Origin of the sequence: Streptomyces sp. NPDC060209 (assembly GCF_042728155.1) — a bacterium.
GTDB lineage: Bacteria > Actinomycetota > Actinomycetes > Streptomycetales > Streptomycetaceae > Streptomyces.
Window position 1 is genome coordinate 1 of the sequence record NZ_JBHWZS010000087.1, and the last position, 19,780, is coordinate 19,780.

Below are 19,780 nucleotides of genomic sequence, written 5' to 3' on the forward strand. Positions count from 1 at the left end.
AGCAACAGCTGCCGGGGGCGCCCTCGTCCGTGCGCTCAGTGGCCGAGCAGCCGGCCGGCGAGCTCGCGCACGGCGTCCGTCGCCCTGCGCTGCAGCTGGGGACCGAAGGTGATCCGTGCTGCGCCGAGCTCGCCGAGGCGGCGGGTGGCGGACGGGCCGTCGGGTGTGCCGAGTGCGTTGAGCGGGACCGCGACCGCGGCGGCCAGACGGGGAAGGTCGCCGGTCGGGGCCATGATCGGATAGACGCAATCGGCTCCGGCCTCGGCGTAGAGCCGGGCGCGGACGATCGTCTCCGCGACCACGTCCGTGACGGCCGGGTCGCCGTGGATGTACGTATCGACGCGGGCGTTGACGAAGAGGCGGTCGCCCGCTGCGGCGCGCACCTCCGCGAGCCGGTCGGCCTGTCGCCGAGGGTCGACGAGGACGCCTTCGGCCGAGTCCTCCAGGTTGCAGCCGACCACTCCGGCCTCCAGGAGGCGTTCGACGAGTTCGTCCGGGGCCAGGCCGTAACCCGCCTCGACGTCCGCCGACACGGGAACGGACACCGCTCGGGCGATCCGGGACACCGCCGCGAACATCTCGGCGGCGGGCGTCTGCCCGTCGGCGTAACCGAGGGAGGCGGCGACACCGGCGCTCGGTGTGGCCAGGGCGGAGAATCCGGCGTCCTCGAACACGCGGGCACTCGTGGCGTCCCACGGTCCGGGCAGGACCAGGGGATCGATCGGAGGGCGGCCGTGGTGCAGGGCACGGAAGGCGGACGCGGGCTCGTTCATCAAGGCTCCGGGGCGGGGGAGGGACGTGGGGTGGGCGGCCCGGCAGGCTGCGGGGCGAGGACGTCCCCCGCCCCGCGGCCCAGCGGCTCGGGCCCGGTGTTCGGCGGATCGCGCCGGGATCAGAGGTCCCGGTCCCCGCCCCGGCGGCTCAGTGCTTGATGTCGCCGGGCGCGTAGTGCCCCGGGGTCAGCCGGGCGGTCACACCGAAGCGGTTCCAGGCGTTGATCACCGTGATCGCGGCTATCAGCTGCGCGAGCTCGGCCTCCTCGAAGTGCTTGGCGGCCTTCGCGTAGACCTCGTCCGGAACGAAACCGTCGGTCAGGACCGTCACGGCCTCCGTCAGCTGGATCGCCGCCAGCTCCTTCTCCGTGTAGAAGTGCTGCGACTCCTCCCAGGCGCTGAGCTGGATGATCCGCTCGACGGACTCGCCCGCCGCGAGGGCGTCCTTCGAGTGCATGTCCAGGCAGAAGGCGCAGTGGTTGAGCTGCGAGGCGCGGATCTTCACCAGTTCGAGCAGCGTCGGGTCGAGTCCCTTACGGGACGCGGCGTCCAGTCGGACCATGGCCTTGTAGACGTCGGGGGCGAGCTGGGCCCACTGCAGACGGGCGGGGTGCTCAGGGGCGTTGCCGGCGGGCTCGTGGTGATGTGTGTGCGTGGTCATGGGTTCGACGCTAATGGTCGGATGGCGCACCGGTATGGTCCATTTCCATGACAGATTCCTGGGCCGCTTTCGGTGCCGACCTGCATATCGAACCGGTCGGCGCGGGCCTGCGCAGTGGGCTGATGAACGCGCTGCGGGAGGCTGTACGCATCGGACGGCTGACTCCCGGCACCCGGCTGCCCTCCTCCCGGACGCTCGCCTCGGATCTCGGCATCGCCCGCAACACCGTCGCCGACGCCTATGCCGAGCTCGTGGCCGAGGGCTGGCTCACCGCGCGGCAGGGGTCGGGGACCAGGGTCGCGCAGCGGGCCGCAGCACCGGGGCCGGCCGCCCGGGGAGCCAGGACCCGGCAGGTCCGACGGCGACCCGCCCACAATCTGATGCCGGGGTCGCCGGACCTCTCGGCATTTCCGCGTGCCGAATGGCTCAAGGCCGCCAGGCGTGCCCTCGTCGCCGCTCCCGACGCGGCCTTCGGGTACGACGATCCGCGGGGCCGCATCGAGCTGCGAACCGTGCTGGCGGACTATCTGGCACGGGCTCGCGGGGTGTACGCGGACCCGGAACGCATCGTGATCTGCTCCGGGTTCGTCCACGGGCTCACGCTGATGGGGAAGGTGCTGCGGCGCCACCGGGTACAAGGGGCCGCCGTCGAGTCCTACGGACTGGACATCCACTGGAACCTCCTGGCCGAGGCCGGCCTGCGCACCCCGTGCATCCCGGTGGACGCCCTCGGGGCCAGGACCGGTGAGCTGGGAGCGACACCCGGTGTGGGTGCGGTGCTGCTTACTCCCGCCCACCAGTTCCCCACGGGTGTCCCGCTCCACCCCGACCGGCGGGCCGAGGCGGTCGACTGGGCGCGGTCCTCGGGCGGTCTGATCCTGGAGGACGACTACGACGGCGAATTCCGCTACGACCGCCAGCCGGTGGGCGCACTCCAGGGGCTCGATCCGGAACGGGTCGTCTACATGGGGACGGCCAGCAAGTCGCTGGCGCCCGGCCTGCGGCTGGCCTGGATGGTGCTGCCGGAAGGGCTGGTGGAGGAGGTGTGCGACGCGAAGGGCGGCTTCGACTGGATGTCCGGGGCGCTGGACCAGCTGACCCTCGCGGAGTTCATCGCCTCAGGGGCGTACGACCGACATGTGCGGGCCATGCGGCTGCGCTACCGGCGCCGCCGTGACCAGCTCGTCGAGGCGCTCGCCGAGCGGGCACCGGATTTCCGGGTGAGCGGCATCGCGGCGGGGCTGCACGCCGTGCTCGAACTCCCCGAAGGAACCGAGCATTCGGTCGTCCAGGCGGCCACCTGGCAAGGGCTGGCGCTGGAGCGGCTGTCGCGCTTCCGGCACCAGGACATGGAGCCGGGCCGCGACGGGCTGGTCATCGGCTACGGCACGCCGTCGGAGAGCGGCTGGGCAGGTGCGCTGGACGCGCTCTGCCGGGTGCTTCCGTAGGCGGGGATATCGGGACATGCGGGGGGAGCGGGCGGCACCGGGTTTCAGCCGGGAGGTCCGGGCATCTAATCTGACTGGCAGTTTGCCGGTGGGCGGCCACCGGCTCGTGCGTACTGCGGGGGAGAACAGAACATGGACAGGCGCAAGCTGAGGTCGAGCACCGTCGTGCTCGGCGGCATGGGAGTACTCGCGGCGACGCTCACCGCTTGCAGTTCCGAACCGGACGAGCGGTGCGTCGACCCGGTGACCCAGGAGATCCTGCCGAGCTACGAGTGCGAGGACAGCAACGGCAGCGGCAACTATTACTACGGCGGCAGCAGCCACAGCAACCGGGTCTCCGGGGGCAGTTTCAACAAGTCCGCCGTCGAGCGCGACGGATTCGGCTCCTCCAGCTCCAGCGGCGGCTGAATCCCTCATGGAACGCCGCACCACAGAACCGCGCCCCGGCTGGCAGGAGACCGTCGAGGAGCAGGGGCTGATCTACCCCCTGACCCGCTACCCGGACGGATCCCTGCGCCCGTACTGGGACGAGAGCGCCTACTACGTCTTCTCGCTGCCCGAGGTCGAGGCACTGGAAGAGGTCGTGGAGGAGCTCCACACGATGTGTCTGGCCGCCGCCGCGCACATCGTCGAGCGCGACCGCTTCGCCGATCTCGGTATCACCGACCCCCGGCTGGCGGGCCTGGTCGCCGAGTCCTGGCGACGCCGTGCCGAACTTCCCTCCCTGTACGGAAGGTTCGACCTTCGGTACGACGGGACCGGTCCGGCCAAGATGCTGGAGTACAACGCGGACACCCCCACCTCGCTGGTGGAGGCCGCCAGTCCCCAGTGGTTCTGGATGGAGGACCGCTTCCCGGGGGCCGACCAGTGGAACTCCCTGCACGAGCGCCTCGTCGAGGCGTGGAAGCGGCAGGCCCCGCTGCTGCCGCCGGGCCCTCTGCACTTCGCCCACTCCGACGGCGACGAACTGGGCGAGGACCTGATGACGGTGGCGTATCTGCGGGAGACCGCCGCCCAGGCCGGGATCGACACCGAGGCGCTCTCCGTCGAACGGATCGGCTGGGACCAGCTGTCCCGCCGCTTCGTCGACGAACGGCTCCGCTTCATCCGCAGCTGCTTCAAGCTGTACCCGTGGGAATGGCTGACGACGGACCGCTTCGGCCCGCACGTGCTGGACACCCTCGACAACGGCGGAGGCACCGGCAGCACCTGCTGGATCGAGCCCGCCTGGAAGATGCTCCTCTCCAACAAGGCGCTGCTGGCCATCCTCTGGGAGCTGTATCCGGGGCACCCCAATCTCCTCCCCGCCTATCTCGACGGCCCCCGCGAACTGGCCGGGGCCGACGCAGCGGGCTACGTCGCCAAACCGCTGCTCGGCCGTGAGGGCGCCGGGGTCACCGTCCACGAACCGGGCAGCGCTCCGGTGCTGCGCGACGAACCCTGCTGCTACCAGGAGCTGGCACCCCTGCCCGACTTCGCGGGCAACCGTGTGGTGCTCGGCGCCTGGGTGGTCGAGAACGAGTCCGCCGGGCTCGGCATCCGGGAATCGGCGGGGCTGATCACGGACGAGTACGCCCGCTTCCTGCCCCACGTCATCCTCTGAGCCGATGATCGGCGCTCCCGCCGAACCCGGATTCAGCCGGCCAGTACGCCGCGGAGCTGGTCCAGGCCCCAGTCCAGGTCCTCCTTACTGATCACCAAGGGCGGGGCGATCCGGATCGTGGAGCCATGGGTGTCCTTGACCAGCACCCCGCGGTCCATCAGCTTCTCCGAGATCTCCCGGCCCGTTCCGAGAGCCGGGGAGATGTCGATCCCCGCCCACAGGCCTCGGCCCCGCACGGCCTGCACCGCGCCGCCGCCGGTCAGCAGCCCCAGCTCGTGGTGGAGATGGTCGCCCAGCTCCGCGGCGCGCTGCTGGAACTCACCGGTGCGCAGCATCGCGACCACCTCCAGAGCGACGGCGCAGGCCAGCGGATTTCCGCCGAACGTGGATCCGTGCTCGCCCGGCCTGTAGACGCCGAGGACCGCGGCGGAGGACACGACGGCCGAGACGGGCACGACGCCACCGCCCAGAGCCTTGCCCAGCACATACATGTCGGGCACGACACCCTCGTGCTCGCAGGCGAAGGTGCGGCCTGTGCGGCCCAGACCGGACTGGATCTCGTCGGCGATGAACAGGACATTCCGCTCCCGGGTCATCTGCCGCACCCCGGCCAGATAGCCCTGCGGCGGGACCAGCACCCCGGCCTCGCCCTGGATCGGCTCCATCAGCACCGCGACGGTGTTCTCCGTCATCGCTTCGGCCAGCGCGGTGAGATCCCCGTACGGCACGATCTCGAACCCCGGTGTGTACGGGCCGAAGTCGGCACGCGCCTCCTGGTCCGTGGAGAAGCTGACGATCGTGGTGGTCCTGCCGTGGAAATTGTCGGCGGCGACGATGATCTTCGCCATCCCGTCGGGGACGCCCTTGACGCGGTAGCCCCACTTGCGGGCCGTCTTCACCGCCGTCTCCACGGCCTCCGCCCCGGTGTTCATGGGGAGGACCATTTCCATGCCGCACAGCTCGGCGAGCTGCGTACAGAAATCGGCGAACCGGTCGTGGTGGAAGGCGCGCGAGGTCAGCGTCACGCGTTCGAGCTGTGCTTTGGCCGCGTCGATCAGCCGCCGGTTGCCGTGTCCGAAGTTGAGGGCCGAATAGCCGGCCAGCATGTCGAGGTAACGGCGCCCCTCGACATCGGTCATCCAGGCGCCGTCCGCCGAGGCGACGACGACCGGCAACGGGTGGTAGTTGTGCGCGCTGTGCGCCTCGGCGGAGGCGATGGCGGTTTCCGTGGTCGACACGGGATCTCCGTTCGTCGTGCGGCGTGGGCGGGGGTGGTGCCCACTTTGTATCGTCGGTCTGATTCAGGACAGGGAAACCTTCTCCGCGCGGCGCGCCCTGCGATCTCCGTCTCCGGCCCCCGCCCCGGCATCGCTGCCGCGTCTCTGCTCACTGCCGGGCCAATGCCCCTCAGCCGTCGAGGAGCTCCTGACGGCCACCGGACTCCCGCAGACCGGCTCTTGACCGCAGGGCCGCGAGGGTGAGCGCCGAGCCCACCGCCAGACCGGGTATCGCCCACCACCAGTGGTCCAGGCGTGTGTAGATCCCGGCGGTCTCCGGTGCCGACGCCGATGCGGGCCCTGCCGCGGACGCGGGATCCGCTCTCGACGCCTGCTCGTCTCCGCGCCCGAACAGGCCTTCGCTTTCCCAGGGCTCCGGGAAGAGAGCGGGGCTTGCGCCGTCCATGCTCGGTCTGCCCATCAGGCCGAGCTCCCCGAGGAGCGCGACCAGCGTTTCCGGCTCGGCGGCCCGGTGCCAGTGCCCCCTGTACGTGCCGGGGACTTCCGTAGCGGTGTGGATCCAGACGGTGCCCGTGTCCTCACCGGGGAAGACCCGGTCGGTCCTGGCCGGCTGCAGATCGAGCGCCATCCACGTGACATTGATCTGCCGCGTCCCCACCGCGCCGTCCAGTGACGAGGGCTGCGCCCGCTCGCCCTTCCCTCCGGGACCGAGCAGCTTCTCCAGCGAGCTGTACCTCGCATCGGAGCCGGTGAGCGCGACTGCCTCGCGGCTCGACGGAGAGGTGATCAGCACACTCGTCGGCCCCCCTGCCGACGCGTCGGGTGCCGACAGCAGGCCCAGACCGACTGCCACCGCGAGAACGGTGAGACGACGTGCCCACCGTGCTGCCTTCCTCGTCCTCCCGGGCCCTGCTCCTGGCTTCCTCCTCGGCTCCGCTCCCGACCTCGGCTGCTGTCGCATGTCGTCCCCCTGTCCGACCCGCCCGGCCCTTCCGGGCAGCGTCACCCTGGATACACCGGCCGAAGGCTTCAGGTTCCGCCGGTTGGGAGCCGGTTGGGAGCCGGCCGGGGAGCCGGCCTTCCGGATCGCTCAGAGCGTGGACTCGGCGATCTCGCGCGCCCGTTCCACGTCGTCCACGCCCTCCAGCCGAAACGTCATCCGGCCATCGCGCATCCACAACAAGGTCGGCCCGGCGGTCCGTTCGGTCCTGATCCACCGGTCGCCGTCCTCCCCGATCATCATGAACTCAAGGAGATGGGGCTCCGCGAACCACGCGCCATCAGTTGGTCCCCCGGCCTGGCCGTCCAGGCTGTCGCCTCTACCGCCGCGGTGCAGCTCCACCCACTCCGGCGGGATGCGTACCTGCTTGGTGAAGTACGGATCGAGGCCGGACGCGAATGTGTCGAGCCGTATCGTCCGCCCGTCCTCCTTCCAGCACAGCGTGACCATCGACCGGCCCTCCGGCAGCCCGGCCACCGCCACGGTGTCCGGCGTCCCGAGCGCGTCCGGCACCACCGGCCGGAACCCCGCCCGCCGGACCGCCTCGGGCATGGCCAGCGGGACACCGCAGCCCGGTCCTCGCGCCTCCTTCGCAGGGGGATCGCCCGGCGAACCGGGTGTCCACCGAACCTCGACCCCGCCGAAGTCGAACCATTCGACGACGGCCGCACGCACCGGGGGCGTGAGCACCAGCACCACGAGCAGACCCGAGAGGGCGGCGGCCAGAATCCGGAGGTGTCCACGCCACCACGTGCGGAACCGCTCCACACGCCCCGCGGGCTTCAGCGCGGCCACGGGCGCGCCTTCCGCGACGATCTGCGCCAGGACCCGCTCGGCCATCGTCGCGCCGTCGGTGTCCGGGACGTCCAGGCCCTCGCGCAGCGCCGCCAGCTCCGCCCGCAGTCGCTCCCGCCGCCCGCCGTCCGGCCACCCGGGACGCTCCGGGGCATCGCCGTCCCTCGCCTTGTCCACCGCCCTCACCCCCTTCCCGTTCGTCCTGGCTCCGGACCCAGCTCGCCGCCGAGCCGCCGCTCCAGCTTCTTCAGCGCCCGGTTCAGCCGGGACTTCACCGTCCCTCTTGGCCAGCCGAGTGCCTGTGCCGTCTCCGCCTCATCCATCTCCAGCAGATAGCGGCAGGTCACCACCTGGCGCTGCTCCTCGCTCAGCTCGTCCAGCGCGGCGGTAAGCAGCGCCCTGCGTTCCTGGGCGAGGGCCGCCGCAGCCGGATCCGCCGAATCGGGTATCACCGGATCCGCACCCCGGTGGCAGGCCTCACGGCCCGCCACCGCTCGCGCACGCCCTGCCGAGCGGACCGTGTTTCTCGTCTCATTCATCACGATGCGCAGCAGCCACGGCCTGAAGGGCGCGCCGTCCCGGAAACGACCCAGGGCCTGATACGCCTTGAAGAAGGCGGACTGCACCACGTCCTCCGCGTCCGCCCCCGCCCCGAAGGCGACCGCCGCCCTCAGTGCGACACCTGTATGGGCGCGCACCAGCTGCGCGTATGCCTCCGCCTCCCCGGCGCGCACACGAGCGATCACCGCGGCCTCGCTGTCGTCGGGGCCGGCGGACAGCCCTCCGGCGCGCCCGGCAGCCCCGCTCCCACCCCCGTCGTCGATGGTGCGGCCCTCCTCCAGGCCCGGCTGTGGAGCCCCTTCCCGCGTCCTCACATCTTTCCTACACCGGTTGCCGGAGATCGGTTCCACACCTGAGACAATGAGTTCATGGCCTCTGATCGACCCCGCGTGCTTTCCGGAATCCAGCCCACCGCAGGCTCGTTCCACCTCGGCAACTATCTCGGTGCGGTCCGCCAGTGGGTGGCGCTGCAGGAGTCCCACGACGCCTTCTACATGGTGGTGGACCTGCACGCGATCACCGTGCCGCAGGATCCGAAGGAGCTCCGCGCCAACACCCGGCTCGCCGCCGCCCAGTTGCTGGCGGCCGGGCTCGATCCCGAGCGGTGCACGCTCTTCGTCCAGAGCCATGTCCCCGAACACGCCCAGCTCGGCTGGATCATGAACTGCCTCACCGGTTTCGGCGAGGCGTCCCGCATGACCCAGTTCAAGGACAAGTCCGCCAAGCAGGGTGCCGACCGGGCGACCGTGGGCCTGTTCACCTACCCGGTCCTCCAGGTCGCCGACATCCTCCTGTACCAGGCCAACCAGGTCCCGGTCGGTGAGGACCAGCGTCAGCACATCGAGCTCACCCGGGACCTCGCCGAGCGTTTCAACGGCCGCTTCGGCGAGACGTTCACCATCCCGGCGCCGTACATCCTCAAGGAGACGGCGAAGATCTTCGACCTGCAGGACCCGGCGATCAAGATGAGCAAGTCGGCGTCCACGCCGAAGGGCCTGATCAACCTCCTCGACGACCCGAAGGTCACCGCCAAGAAGGTCAAGAGCGCGGTGACCGACACGGACACCGTGATCCGCTACGACGCGGAGAAGAAGCCCGGCGTCAGCAACCTGCTGAGCATCTACTCCACCCTCACCGGCACCGCCGTCACGGATCTGGAACAGAAGTACGAGGGCAAGGGCTACGGCGCGCTCAAGACCGACCTCGCCGAGGTCATGGTGGAGTTCGTCACCCCGTTCCGGACCCGGACCCAGGAGTATCTGGACGACCCGGAGACCCTGGACGCCCTCTTGGCCAAGGGAGCCGAGAAGGCCAGGACCGTCGCCGCCGAGACACTGGCGCAGACCTACGACCGGATGGGCCTTCTGCCCGCGAAGCACTGAGTCCAAGGACCCTGGCGAGACGAAGGCCGAAGGGGCCACACTGGCGTCGGCACGACCGAAGAGCAGACTTCGACGATTGAGGAGAACGATGTGGGGACCGTAACGCTTGGCGTTTCGATCGCGGTCCCGGAGCCTTACGGCAGCCTGCTCCAGGAGCGGCGCGCGAGCTTCGGGGACCCTGCCGCGTACGGCATCCCCACCCACGTCACCCTTCTTCCGCCGACCGAGGCCGAGGCTGCCGACCTGCCGGCGATCGAGACCCACCTCTCACAGATCGCCACGGCCGGCCGTCCCTTCCCGGTGCGGCTGTCCGGCACGGGCACCTTCCGCCCGCTGTCACCGGTCGTCTACGTCCAGGTCGTGGAGGGCGCCTCGGCCTGCTCATGGCTCCAGAAGCGGGTACGGGAGGCGTCCGGGCCCCTGGTACGCGAGCTGCAGTTCCCGTACCACCCGCATGTGACCGTGGCGCACGGCATCGCGGAGGAAGCCATGGACCGCGCGTACGAGGAGCTCTCCTCGTACGAGGCGGCCTGGACCTGTGGTTCCTTCGCGCTGTACGAACAGGGCGCGGACGGCGTCTGGCGCAAGATCAACGAGTTCCCGTTCGGCGGCGGCGGCAGCGCGCCCGTCGTACCGGCCCAGGGTGGCAGCTCGATGGACCAGCCGTCCCTGCACCCCTGAGCCCGGCGTCGGCCTGATCCTCGCCGGACGCGGGGCCCCTACCGCACCGGCAGCCGTCGGAACAGCGGGCGCGGCACGTGCCGCAGGGCCGACATGACCACCCGCAGCGCCCCGGGCACCCACACCGTCTCCGAGCGCCGCCTCAGCCCGGTCACGATCGCATCCGCGACCGCGCCCGGAGTCGTGGCGAGCGGTGCCTCCTCGCGCCCTGCCGTCATCCGTGACCGCACGAAGCCGGGACGTACGACCATCACATGCACGCCTGTCCCGTGCAGCGCATCGCCGAGCCCCTGTGCGAAGGCGTCCAGCCCCGCCTTGCTGGAGCCGTAGATGAAGTCGGCGCGCCGGGCACGCTCGCCGGCCACCGAGGAGAGCACCACCAGCGACCCATGGCCCTGCGCCTGGAGCGCGCCGGCGCACACCAGGCCGGCGGAGACCGCCCCCGTGTAGTTGGTCTGCGCCACCCGGACCGCGGAGAGGGGATCCTCCTCGTCGCGCGCCTGGTCGCCCAGCACGCCGAAGGCCAGCAGCACCATGTCGATGTCCCCCTCGGTGAAGAGTTTCCCGAGCACCTCCTCGTGGGAGGCGGAGTCGAGCGCGTCGAAGGCGACGGTACGGACGTCGGCGCCCAGCTCGCGCAGCTCCGCCGCGGCCCGTTCCAGGGCGGGGGAGGGCCGTCCGGCCAGCCGTACGGTCCGGGTGCGGCGGGCGATCAGCCGCCGAGCGGTGGCCAGGCCGATCTCCGAGGTGCCGCCGAGGACGAGCAGGGACTGCGGGGCACCGAAGGCGTCCTTCACGGGATATCTCCTAGCGGGGTGACAGCGAGGTGGCGATGCGAGCAGAGCGGTGACGGAGAGAACGGAGCCGGAGCACGGCGCGGTGGTGAGAGCCCGGAGCACGGCGGTGGTGAGGGCCCGGAGCACGGCACGGCGGTGCCCGTCAGAGCGCGAGACGGCGGGACAGGTCGGACCGGAAGGCTCCCGCCGGGTCCAGCGCCTGGCGCAGGGCCCGGAACTCCGGCAGCCGTGGATACATCGCGGCCAGCAGGCCGGGCCGCAGCCGCGCGTCCTTCGCCAGGCAGACCCGGCCGCCCGCCGCCGCCACCTCCTCGTCCAGTGCGTCGAGCAGGCGCGCCAGACCGGGCCGTCCGGCGGGCAGCCCGAAGGAGAGCGTCCAGCCGGGCGCCGGGAACGAGAGCCACCCCGGGCCGCCCTCGCCGAACCGCTTGAGTACGGCGTGGAAAGCGGGGCACCGGCGCACGGCGAGCTGCCTGACGACGCGGTGCAGGGTCTCCTCATGGCCGTATCCGACGGTGAACTGGTACTGCACGGAGCCGGCCCGGCCCCGGGCACGGCTCCATCGGGGGGCGGCGTCCATGGGGTGGAAGAAGGTGGAGATCCTCTGCAGCTCCCGGGTCCGCGTGGCGCGGGCCCTGCGGTAGCGGAGCTCGTTCAGGAGCGCCGCCGGGGTCCGGCCGAGCAGCCCCTCGGGAATGAGCGCGGGTGCGGTGGGCAGCTGCCCCGGGCGGAAGGCGAGCGCTGTGCGCTGGGCGTGCGCCGGGAGCGCGTCCAGAGGCACGTGCTCCCCACGGGTGACGACGGCGCGCCCCGTCGCCCTCCCGCGCGCCAGGAGGTCGATCCAGGCAGCCGCGTACGGCGTGCGGTCGCCGCAGGCGGCGAGTCGGGCCAGTGCCCCGTCCAGGTCGGCAGCCCGTGCGGTGTCCACCGACATCAGGGAGGTGGTGACGGGGCGCAGGCCGAGCGTGGCCGAGAGGATGACGCCGGTCAGCCCCAGACCGCCGAGGGTCGCGCCGAACAGATCGGTGCCCGGCAGCACCGTACGCACCTCGCCGTCGGCGGTCAGCAGTTCCAGGGCGCGCACATGACGGGCGAAGGAACCCGCGGTCCGGTGGTTCCTGCCGTGGACGTCGGAGCCGATCGCGCCGCCGACGGTGACATGGCGGGTCGCCGGGGTGACCGGGACGAACCAGCCGAGCGGGAGCAGCGTCTCCAGCAGGCGGTGCAGGCTCACCCCGGCGTCGCAGACGACCGTCCCCGCGACGGCGTCGACCGCGCGGATCCGGTCCAGCGCGGTCATGTCGAGCACGGAGCCACCCGCGTTCTGCGCGGCGTCACCGTGGGCGCGCCCCAGCCCCCTGGCGACGACCCCACGGGGCCCCCGGCCCCGCACGACCACCGCGGCCTCTTCGTACGTACGAGGGCGGAACCGCAGCGCGGTCGTCGGGGCGGTGCGGCCCCAGCCGGTCAAGGACACCGTGTCGACAGACATGGTCGTGACCGTATCGCCCGCGAAAACCCATTTGAGGGATTTGTTACAGCACTCACCGAAATGGGTGATTGGCGGCCCAGGTCGCCGCGGACGTCGGTTTTCTGCGCCCGGAGGGGTACGCGTACGTCATGGACTGGCTGAAAAAACTTCCCGTCATCGGGCCGCTCGTCGCACGGCTGATGGAGACGCACGCCTGGCGCTCCTACGAGACGCTGGAACGGGTCCACTGGGCCAGGCTCGCCGCGGCGATCACCTTCCTCAGCTTCCTGGCGCTCTTCCCATTGATCGCGGTCGGGGCCGCGATCGGTGCCGCGCTGCTCTCCCCCCAGCAGCTCGACAAGATCGAGGACAAGCTCGCCGACCAGGTGCCCGGCATCTCGGACCAGCTCGGCATCGACAACCTCGTGGCCCACGCGGGCACGGTGGGAGTCGTCGCCGGTGCGCTGCTGCTCTTCACCGGCATCGGCTGGATCGGCTCGATGCGGGACTGCCTGCGCGCCGTGTGGGAGAAGGACGACGTGGACGAGGGGAACCCGGTCGTCCGCAAGATCAAGGACGCCGGTCTCCTGATCGGCCTCGGCGGAGCGGTGCTCGTGACACTCGCCGTGTCCACCGTCGCCTCCACGGCCATCGGCTGGACGGTCGACCGCCTGGGCATCCCCGAGAACGGCGTGGGCGGGGTGCTGCTCCAGGTGGCCGCCGTGGTCGTGGCCGTCTTCGCCGACTTCCTGATCCTGCTCTACCTGCTGACCCTGCTGCCCGGGGTGGAGCCGCCGCGCCGGCGCCTGATCGTGGCCGGGCTGGTCGGCGCGGTCGGCTTCGAGCTGCTCAAACTGCTGCTCGGCAGCTACATGAGGGACGTCGCCTCGAAGAGCATGTACGGCGCGTTCGGTGTACCGATCGCGCTCCTCCTGTGGATCAACTTCAGTGCGAAGCTGCTGCTGGTATGCGCCGCCTGGACGGCGACGCCGAGCTCGGCAGCGGACGGGGAGGGCGCGGAGATCAGCGACGGGGGAGGCGACGCACCAGGTCGGGCAGCGGCCAGCGCCGGTTGACCAGGAACACTCCGGCCGCCAGGGCCACGAGCACTCCGCCGGCGACCGACAGCGCGGTCCAGACCCCGTTGGAGCCGGTAGCGGCGGCGTGGGCCGTCGCGGCGGGCTGCTTCTCCTTCGCGGCGCCCTTGCCCGTGCCCGACGCGGGTTCGGAACCCTTCGCGGCCACCGCGGACTTCGGCGGTACCAGTTCGCCGACCGGGGTCACCTTGCCGCTTGCCGAGAAGCCCCAGTCGAGCAGGCCGGCCGCCTCCTTGTAGACGGCGTGGCTCTCGTCGGACGAGGGGTTCATGACCGTCACCAGCAGCACCTTCCCGTCGCGTTCGGCGATTCCCGTGAAGGTGTTGCCCGCGTGGGTGGTGTAGCCGTTCTTGACGCCCGCGATGCCCTTGTAAGGCTCCACCCCGATGTCCCCGGTGATCAGCCGGTTGGTGTTCTGGATCTCGAAGGACTTCCGCTTCTTGCCCTTCTTCTGCTCGCCGGGGAACTCGGCCGTCGCCGTCGCGGCGTACTCGCGGAAGTCCGCCTTCTGCATCCCGCTCCGGGCGAACAGCGTCAGGTCGTAGGCGCTGGAGACCTGCTTCGGGGCGTCGTAACCATCGGGCGAGACGACCGTCGTGTCCAGGGCCTGGAGCTCGTCGGCGTGACGCTGCATCGCGGCGACGGTCGCGGGCACGCCGCCGTACATCTCGGACAGCACGTGCACCGCGTCGTTGCCGGAGCGCAGGAACACCCCGAGCCACAGGTCGTGGACCGTGTAGAGGTGGTCCTCCTTGACGCCCACCAGGCTGCTTCCCTCGCCGATGCCGGCGAGTTCGTCCTCGGTCACCAGATGGGTCATGGTCTTCGGCTGCAGGGCGGGCAGGACCGTATCGGCGAACAGCATCTTCAGCGTGGAGGCGGGCGGCAGCCGCCAGTGCGAATTGTGGGCCGCGAGCACCTCTCCGCTCTCCGCGTCGGCGACGATCCACGAACGTGCGCTGAGGTCCTTGGGCAGGACCGGGGCGCCCGGCCCCAGGTTCACCTGGGTGCCCACCATGCCCAGCCGTGTACCGCCCACGGTCGACATCGGACCGGTCGGCTTCGGCAGTTTGTCCTCGGTCTTGTCCTTGTCTGCCGCCCCCGCGGGACTGACGACAGATACGGACAGCAACGCGGCAGAGAGGACCGTCATGACGGTCTTTTTCAGAGCAGGCACGGTCGGAAACGTACATGGCGTTGCTGAGGATAGGGACCCGGATGGCCTGACCCGCCGTGCATACCGCCGATACAGCCCACCCCGGGCGATCCGGCGGGAGCGCGGCGGCGATACTGATTCCATGAAGCTCAGCCGCCCCGTTTCCTGGTTCCTGCTCGTTTTCGGAGCGTGGAGCTGGGTCATCTGGGTCACCTTTGTCAAAAATCTCTGGAAGGACGGGAGCGGGCTCGCGTTCGACGACGCGGGCGACCCGACTGCCTACTTCTGGGTCCATCTCCTGCTCGCCATCACCTCGTTTCTTCTGGGGACGGCTGTAGGGGTCATCGGGTTCCGTGGTGTCAGGGCTTTGCGTCACGAAGGCAGATGACGGCCCGGGCGCGGTTCGCCGTCCGGACAGGATCGTTTCAGCGGGGGAGCGTACGTGGTTGTGGTCTTCGTACTCGTGGCGGTCGCGGTTCTCGCGCTGCTCGCGGGCGTGCACCGGTATGTGTGGCGCCGGCTGATCGGTGACACGACGGAGAAGGGCAGCCTCGCGCGCCGCGCGGGCACCGTCGCGGCCTTCGTGCTGCCGCTGCTCACCGTCGGGGCCCTCGTCTCCAGCCGTGCGGGATTCCCCTTCCCGCTGCAGCAGGTGCTGGCCTGGCCGGGCTACCTCTGGCTGGCCGCCCTGCTCTATCTGACCCTGGCCCTGCTGGTGGGAGAAGCCGTCCGCCCCCTGCTGCGCCGGATGCTCGCCCGCCGGGCCGGGGCGACCGACGCGGAGCACGCCGAACGCGCCGGCCAGGCCACCGCCTCGGACGGCGAGCGCGGGGACCAGCTCGCCACCGTGCCCCCCGAACGCGCCGACCAGGCCACCGCCACGGCCTCCGCCCCCGGCTCCGCGACGGGCAGCACCCGTACCGATCTCGCGGCGCGCGCGGAGGCCCCCGCCACGGCCGTCGCCGACCCCTCGCGGCGGTTGTTCGTCGCCCGTGCCGTCGGTGGAGCGGCCGCCCTCGCCGGGCTGGGAACGGTCGGCCACGGCACCTACGGGGTGCTGCGCGGCCCCCGCACCAAGCGGGTCACCATCCCGCTCGCCGGACTGCCGCGCTCCGCCCACGGCTTCCGGATCGCGGTGGTCAGCGACATCCACCTCGGCCCGATCCTGGGCCGCGCCCACACCCGGCGCATCGTCGACGCGATCAACGCCACCGGCTCCGACCTGGTCGCCGTCGTCGGAGACCTCGTCGACGGATCAGTCGCCGACCTCGGACCCGCGGCCGAGCCGCTCGCCGGGCTCGAGGCCCGCCACGGCAGCTACTTCGTCACCGGCAACCACGAGTACTTCTCAGGCGCGGCCCAGTGGGTCGACCACGTACGCGAGCTGGGCCTGCACCCGCTGGAGAACGCCCGGGTCGAGATCGCCGGCTTCGACCTCGCCGGAGTCAACGACGTCGCGGGCGAGAGCGAGGGCCAGGGCCCCGACTTCGCCCGCGCGCTCGGCGACCGCGATCGGAGCCGCGCCTCCGTCCTCCTCGCGCACCAGCCCGTGGTCATCGACGACGCCGTCGAGTACGGCGTCGGCCTCCAGCTCTCCGGCCACACCCACGGGGGCCAGCTCTGGCCCGGGAACCTGCTGGCCGAGCTCGCCAACCCCACGGTCGCCGGACTCGAACGCTACGGCGACACCCAGCTGTACGTCTCGCGGGGCGCCGGTGCCTGGGGGCCGCCCGTGCGCGTCGGCGCACCCTCCGACATCACCGTGGTGGAACTCGCTTCCCTGCAGGCCTGACGCCGAAACCTGTGAGTGCCGACCCTCACCTTCCATATGTGAATATCGTGTGATTGGGTGAGGGTGAACATGCGGCTTTGATGTGCCTCTCTGTGCACGCGAGCCGGGGTGGGGTTGGCAAGGGAGCACGGCACATGCGGTTCATCCGTCTACGGATTCTCGCGATTCTGGCGGTATTGGTCATCGCAGGCGTCGGCGCCTGGCAGCTGCTGCCCTCGGACGAGGTGAACGAGTCCCCGATCACGGTCGGTACGTCCGACGAGGTCACCTCGCTGGATCCGGCCGGTGCCTACGACGCCGGTTCCTGGGCGATCTACAGCAACCTCTACCAGTCCCTGATGACCTTCAAGTCCGGGGCGGTCGTACCGGAACCGGACGCGGCCGAGAGCTGCGGCTTCATCGGCCAGAAGCTCCAGACGTACCGGTGCAAGCTGCGGGACGACCTGACGTTCTCCGACGGCCGCAAGATCACGGCCGCGGACGTGAAGTACTCCTTCGATCGGATGCTGAAGATCAAGGCGGACGTCGGCCCGTCGGTGCTGTTCCCCGGCCTCGACACCATCGTGACCGAGGGCCGCACGATCACCTTCAACCTGTCGGCCCGGGACGCGACGTTCCCCCAGAAGCTGGCCACGGGCGCCGGGTCCATCGTCGACCCCACCAAGTACCCGAAGGACAAGCTCCGCACGGACAACCAGGTCGACGGCTCGGGCCCGTACACCCTGAAGTCGTACGAGCCCGGCGTGCTCGCCGAACTGGTGCCCAACCCGGCGTACAAGGGCGCTCTGAGGAAGACGGGCGGCGCGGTCGACATCCGCTACTTCGAGGGGTCCGAGGCGCTCCAGGCCGCGTGGACGGCCGGCGACGTCGATGTCACGCACCGTCAGCTTCCGGCCGAGCAGCTCGCCGAGCTCGACCCGGGCGCCAGCGAACAGCGCGTCACCGAAGCGGACAGCGCCGAGATCCGCAACCTCGTCTTCAACGTCCGTGACGGCGCGCCGCTCGCCGACAGGAAGGTGCGCCAGGCCATCGCCTGGATCATCGACCGCGGGCCGCTGGTCACCAAGGTCTACCGGAACACCGTCGAACCGCTCTACTCGCTGATCCCGCAGGGCTACATCGGGCACAGCACCCCCTTCTTCGACTCCTACCCGCAGTCGGACCCGAAGCGGGCCAGGGCGCTGATGCAGGAGGCCGGTGTGGACCTTCCGCTGCACATCACCTTCGCCCACCGCGACGACGACGCCAACAAGGAGGAGTCCGCGGAGCTGGTCCGCCAGCTGGAGAAGGACGGGCTGTTCAAGGTCACGGAGAAGGCCGTGGAGTGGCAGGCCTTCCAGAAGGGCTACGCGGCCGGCGAGTACGACGCGTACACCCTGGGCTGGCTTCCCGACTTCCCGGACCCCGACACGTTCAGCCAGCCGCTGGTCGGCCGCGACAGCTCCCTCCACAACGGCTACACCAGCACGAAGATGGACGCGCTGATCTCCGCCACCCAGCAGTACAGCGACCGCGGCCGGACCTCGGCCGACTTCAAGGAACTGCAGGAACTGGTCGGCCAGGACGTGCCACTGGTCCCGCTGTGGCAGAAGAAGGACTACGTCGTCAGCAAGCAGTCCGTGTCCGGCTCCCAGTACCTCTCCGACGGCACCGGGATCTGGCGGCTGTGGGAACTCAGCTGGATCTGACGTCCCGCGCGCCCCGCGAGGGCGCCCCGGGCATGAACTCCACCAGCACGTCGTGGATCTGCCGCACGAGCGGTCGCAGCACCCGGAAACGGGAGAGCGCGATCGCCCGGGCGGCGATCGGCGCGGTGCGCTCGACGAGCCGGCGGCTGCGTTCCGTGCCCTCGGACCGGTCGTAGACCCAGAACAGCACCAGGCCCATCTGCATCAGCCACATCAACTGCGGCAGCAGCCTGGCCAATTCCGGGTCGGCCTTGGCCGAGGAGCCCGACAGGCAGCGTTCGTGCACCGAGATGACCGCCTCGCGGGCCGCGGCCGAATCCTGCGAGAAGGGCGAGAGCGGGCTGTCCGGGTCCGCGGCGTTCTTGAAGAACTGCGCGGCGAAGCGGTGGTACTGCCCGGCCACGTCCAGCCAGCTGAGCAGCACTCCCCGGATGCGTACGGTGAGGTCCCGGTCGCCGGCCAGAACGGGCTGTACCGCAGCCTCGTGCTCGGCGGCGAGCCGGTCGTAGAAGCCCTGGACCAGGTGCTCCTTCGACGAGAAGTAGTAGTAGGCGTTCCCGACGGAGACGCCCGCCTCCTGGGCGATGGCCCGCATCGTCGTCCGGTCGTAGCCGCGCTCCTCGAAGAGCCGGAGCGCGGTCTCCAGGATCAGGGTGCGGGTCTGCTCGCTCTTCGGCGCCTTGGACTTCCTGGCCGCCTCGTCGCCTCCGGCCGGAATCGAACCGTCCGCGTCCGCCACGTTCTTCTCTTGCTTCACCACGGTCCCAAGGCTAACCGGGAGATCCTCCCGGCGGATCCTGGCGTCCGGCCGGTGCAGCGCTCCGGTGGCGGACCGGAGCGCTGGGCTGTGCGTGGGGAGGGCTCGGGAGGAGCGAGCTGCCCGGGCTCAGGCGCTCATCGAACGCGCGGTGTTGACCTGGGACATGACCCACTGGAAGGTCTCGGGACCCGTCGCCGGGATCATCGTCGAGTGGTGCCGCCCGCCGCTGGTGACGGTGATCTGCACGAAGCCGGTCGTGCGCTTCTCCTTCATCAGGAGGAACAGCAGACCGATGAGGCAGAACAGTGCGAAGACGATCGCCAGCACGATGCCCACGGTCGGGATCTTCTCCTCCGTGCGTGACATGTCCGTCGCCGTCCACACCGCGCCCTTGAGCGGCAAGGTGCCGGACGGGGTCACGATGCCGTCGTTCATCACCGTGATGTCACCGAGCGAGAGCATCGGCACTCCGCCGCCGCCCTGCTGCGCCGGCAGGTTGAAGCCGGGCTCCGTCGGCTGACCGGGACCCGGATAGCCGTAGCCGGGGCCGGGCTGTGCCGCGGAGTCGGGCAGCGGCTGCGGATAGCCGTACGCCGGAGTGGCGCCCGGCGCCGGATAGCCGTAGCCCTGGCCGTCCGGCATCGTGGGCGGATTGCCCGGCGGCTGGGGCGGGCCCCACTTGTATGAGTCGTCCGCGTACGGATTCGGATCGCTCACAACGTTCCCCGTTCTCCATCAAGCCATCTGCTCCCGCGCTGTGCTGCACCGGGAGAGGCGAGCCGGTCACCGGCTCCGCATGACCGTACCGTCCCGGCCCGCCCGATGCACCAAGAGGCCCCGCTTCCCGCACGGTTCCGTGCGCGAACGGGGCCTCCCG

20 protein-coding genes are annotated in these 19,780 nt (G+C 70.7%); 9 read left to right on the forward strand and 11 right to left on the reverse strand.

All coding sequences use genetic code 11. The features are described 5' to 3' along the window. Positions 1 to 35 precede the first annotated feature (35 nt). Entirely contained in the window at positions 36 to 773 is a 738-nt protein-coding gene (locus tag ACFWFI_RS18525; RefSeq protein ID WP_387391094.1) for an isocitrate lyase/PEP mutase family protein, read from the reverse strand. A gap of 148 nt (positions 774 to 921) precedes the next feature. Then, positions 922 to 1,434 (reverse strand): carboxymuconolactone decarboxylase family protein, encoded by a 513-nt coding sequence (locus tag ACFWFI_RS18530; RefSeq protein ID WP_387391097.1) that lies wholly within the window; start codon positions 1,432 to 1,434, stop codon positions 922 to 924. Between the two features lie 47 nt (positions 1,435 to 1,481). Here ACFWFI_RS18530 and ACFWFI_RS18535 point away from each other — a divergent pair, with 47 nt between their 5' ends. The 3 genes from ACFWFI_RS18535 (at position 1,482) to ACFWFI_RS18545 (ending at position 4,485) form a co-directional block, all read left to right on the forward strand. Next, on the forward strand, positions 1,482 to 2,882 hold the full coding sequence (locus ACFWFI_RS18535) for a MocR-like pyridoxine biosynthesis transcription factor PdxR (RefSeq protein ID WP_387391099.1): 1,401 nt from the start codon (positions 1,482 to 1,484) through the stop codon (positions 2,880 to 2,882). Between the two features lie 132 nt (positions 2,883 to 3,014). Then, positions 3,015 to 3,290: a hypothetical protein gene (locus tag ACFWFI_RS18540; protein ID WP_387391100.1), complete on the forward strand. Its 276-nt coding sequence runs from the start codon at positions 3,015 to 3,017 to the stop codon at positions 3,288 to 3,290. Between the two features lie 7 nt (positions 3,291 to 3,297). After that, positions 3,298 to 4,485, forward strand: a complete 1,188-nt coding sequence (locus tag ACFWFI_RS18545; protein ID WP_387391103.1) for a glutathionylspermidine synthase family protein — start codon at positions 3,298 to 3,300, stop codon at positions 4,483 to 4,485. 32 nt (positions 4,486 to 4,517) lie between these two features. On the opposite strand, the gene rocD is transcribed toward ACFWFI_RS18545, so the two are convergent. From rocD to ACFWFI_RS18565, 4 genes are all read right to left on the reverse strand, one after another. Then, the gene (gene rocD / locus ACFWFI_RS18550) at positions 4,518 to 5,723 is read right to left on the reverse strand and encodes an ornithine--oxo-acid transaminase (protein WP_387391105.1); all 1,206 of its coding nucleotides are present in this window, start codon (positions 5,721 to 5,723) and stop codon (positions 4,518 to 4,520) included. 169 nt (positions 5,724 to 5,892) lie between these two features. Beyond that, complete coding sequence (locus ACFWFI_RS18555; protein WP_387391108.1) at positions 5,893 to 6,576, reverse strand: hypothetical protein; 684 nt, start codon at positions 6,574 to 6,576, stop codon at positions 5,893 to 5,895. 237 nt (positions 6,577 to 6,813) lie between these two features. Beyond that, on the reverse strand, positions 6,814 to 7,695 hold the full coding sequence (locus ACFWFI_RS18560) for a hypothetical protein (RefSeq protein ID WP_387391110.1): 882 nt from the start codon (positions 7,693 to 7,695) through the stop codon (positions 6,814 to 6,816). 5 nt (positions 7,696 to 7,700) lie between these two features. Beyond that, positions 7,701 to 8,393, reverse strand: coding sequence for an RNA polymerase sigma factor (locus ACFWFI_RS18565; protein ID WP_387391112.1), 693 nt, complete (start codon positions 8,391 to 8,393; stop codon positions 7,701 to 7,703). 54 nt (positions 8,394 to 8,447) lie between these two features. Here ACFWFI_RS18565 and trpS point away from each other — a divergent pair, with 54 nt between their 5' ends. Together trpS and ACFWFI_RS18575 are read left to right on the forward strand one after the other, a co-directional pair. Then, positions 8,448 to 9,461: a tryptophan--tRNA ligase gene (gene trpS / locus ACFWFI_RS18570; protein ID WP_387391114.1), complete on the forward strand. Its 1,014-nt coding sequence runs from the start codon at positions 8,448 to 8,450 to the stop codon at positions 9,459 to 9,461. 90 nt (positions 9,462 to 9,551) lie between these two features. Next, on the forward strand, positions 9,552 to 10,142 hold the full coding sequence (locus tag ACFWFI_RS18575; protein WP_387391116.1) for a 2'-5' RNA ligase family protein: 591 nt from the start codon (positions 9,552 to 9,554) through the stop codon (positions 10,140 to 10,142). A 38-nt stretch (positions 10,143 to 10,180) separates the two neighbouring features. Here ACFWFI_RS18575 and ACFWFI_RS18580 read toward each other — a convergent pair whose 3' ends face one another. Both ACFWFI_RS18580 and ACFWFI_RS18585 read right to left on the reverse strand, forming a co-directional pair. Next, positions 10,181 to 10,939: a decaprenylphospho-beta-D-erythro-pentofuranosid-2-ulose 2-reductase gene (locus ACFWFI_RS18580; RefSeq protein ID WP_387391118.1), complete on the reverse strand. Its 759-nt coding sequence runs from the start codon at positions 10,937 to 10,939 to the stop codon at positions 10,181 to 10,183. 142 nt (positions 10,940 to 11,081) lie between these two features. Beyond that, entirely contained in the window at positions 11,082 to 12,431 is a 1,350-nt protein-coding gene (locus tag ACFWFI_RS18585) for an FAD-binding oxidoreductase (protein WP_387391121.1), read from the reverse strand. 128 nt (positions 12,432 to 12,559) lie between these two features. On the opposite strand from ACFWFI_RS18585, the gene ACFWFI_RS18590 reads away from it, so the two are divergent. Next, on the forward strand, positions 12,560 to 13,486 hold the full coding sequence (locus tag ACFWFI_RS18590; RefSeq protein ID WP_387391123.1) for a YihY/virulence factor BrkB family protein: 927 nt from the start codon (positions 12,560 to 12,562) through the stop codon (positions 13,484 to 13,486). On the opposite strand, the gene ACFWFI_RS18595 is transcribed toward ACFWFI_RS18590, so the two are convergent. After that, positions 13,434 to 14,684 carry a D-alanyl-D-alanine carboxypeptidase family protein gene (locus ACFWFI_RS18595; RefSeq protein WP_387391126.1) on the reverse strand — a complete coding sequence of 417 codons (1,251 nt, stop codon included), beginning with the start codon at positions 14,682 to 14,684 and terminating at the stop codon, positions 13,434 to 13,436. The two genes, ACFWFI_RS18590 and ACFWFI_RS18595, sit on opposite strands and share 53 nt — an antisense overlap. 121 nt (positions 14,685 to 14,805) lie before the next feature. Between ACFWFI_RS18595 and ACFWFI_RS18600 the strand changes: the two genes are divergently transcribed. The 3 genes from ACFWFI_RS18600 (at position 14,806) to ACFWFI_RS18610 (ending at position 18,143) form a co-directional block, all read left to right on the forward strand. Then, entirely contained in the window at positions 14,806 to 15,051 is a 246-nt protein-coding gene (locus ACFWFI_RS18600; RefSeq protein ID WP_031096590.1) for an SCO4848 family membrane protein, read from the forward strand. A gap of 54 nt (positions 15,052 to 15,105) precedes the next feature. Then, a complete protein-coding gene (locus tag ACFWFI_RS18605) occupies positions 15,106 to 16,455 on the forward strand; it encodes a metallophosphoesterase (RefSeq protein ID WP_387391128.1) in 1,350 nt (449 codons plus the stop codon). 134 nt (positions 16,456 to 16,589) lie between these two features. Next, positions 16,590 to 18,143 carry an ABC transporter substrate-binding protein gene (locus tag ACFWFI_RS18610; protein WP_387391130.1) on the forward strand — a complete coding sequence of 518 codons (1,554 nt, stop codon included), beginning with the start codon at positions 16,590 to 16,592 and terminating at the stop codon, positions 18,141 to 18,143. On the opposite strand, the gene ACFWFI_RS18615 is transcribed toward ACFWFI_RS18610, so the two are convergent. Beyond that, complete coding sequence (locus ACFWFI_RS18615; RefSeq protein ID WP_387391133.1) at positions 18,130 to 18,903, reverse strand: TetR/AcrR family transcriptional regulator; 774 nt, start codon at positions 18,901 to 18,903, stop codon at positions 18,130 to 18,132. The genes ACFWFI_RS18610 and ACFWFI_RS18615 overlap by 14 nt on opposite strands. A gap of 126 nt (positions 18,904 to 19,029) precedes the next feature. Continuing rightward, entirely contained in the window at positions 19,030 to 19,620 is a 591-nt protein-coding gene (locus tag ACFWFI_RS18620) for a hypothetical protein (RefSeq protein ID WP_387391134.1), read from the reverse strand. Between the last annotated feature and the right edge of the window lie 160 nt (positions 19,621 to 19,780).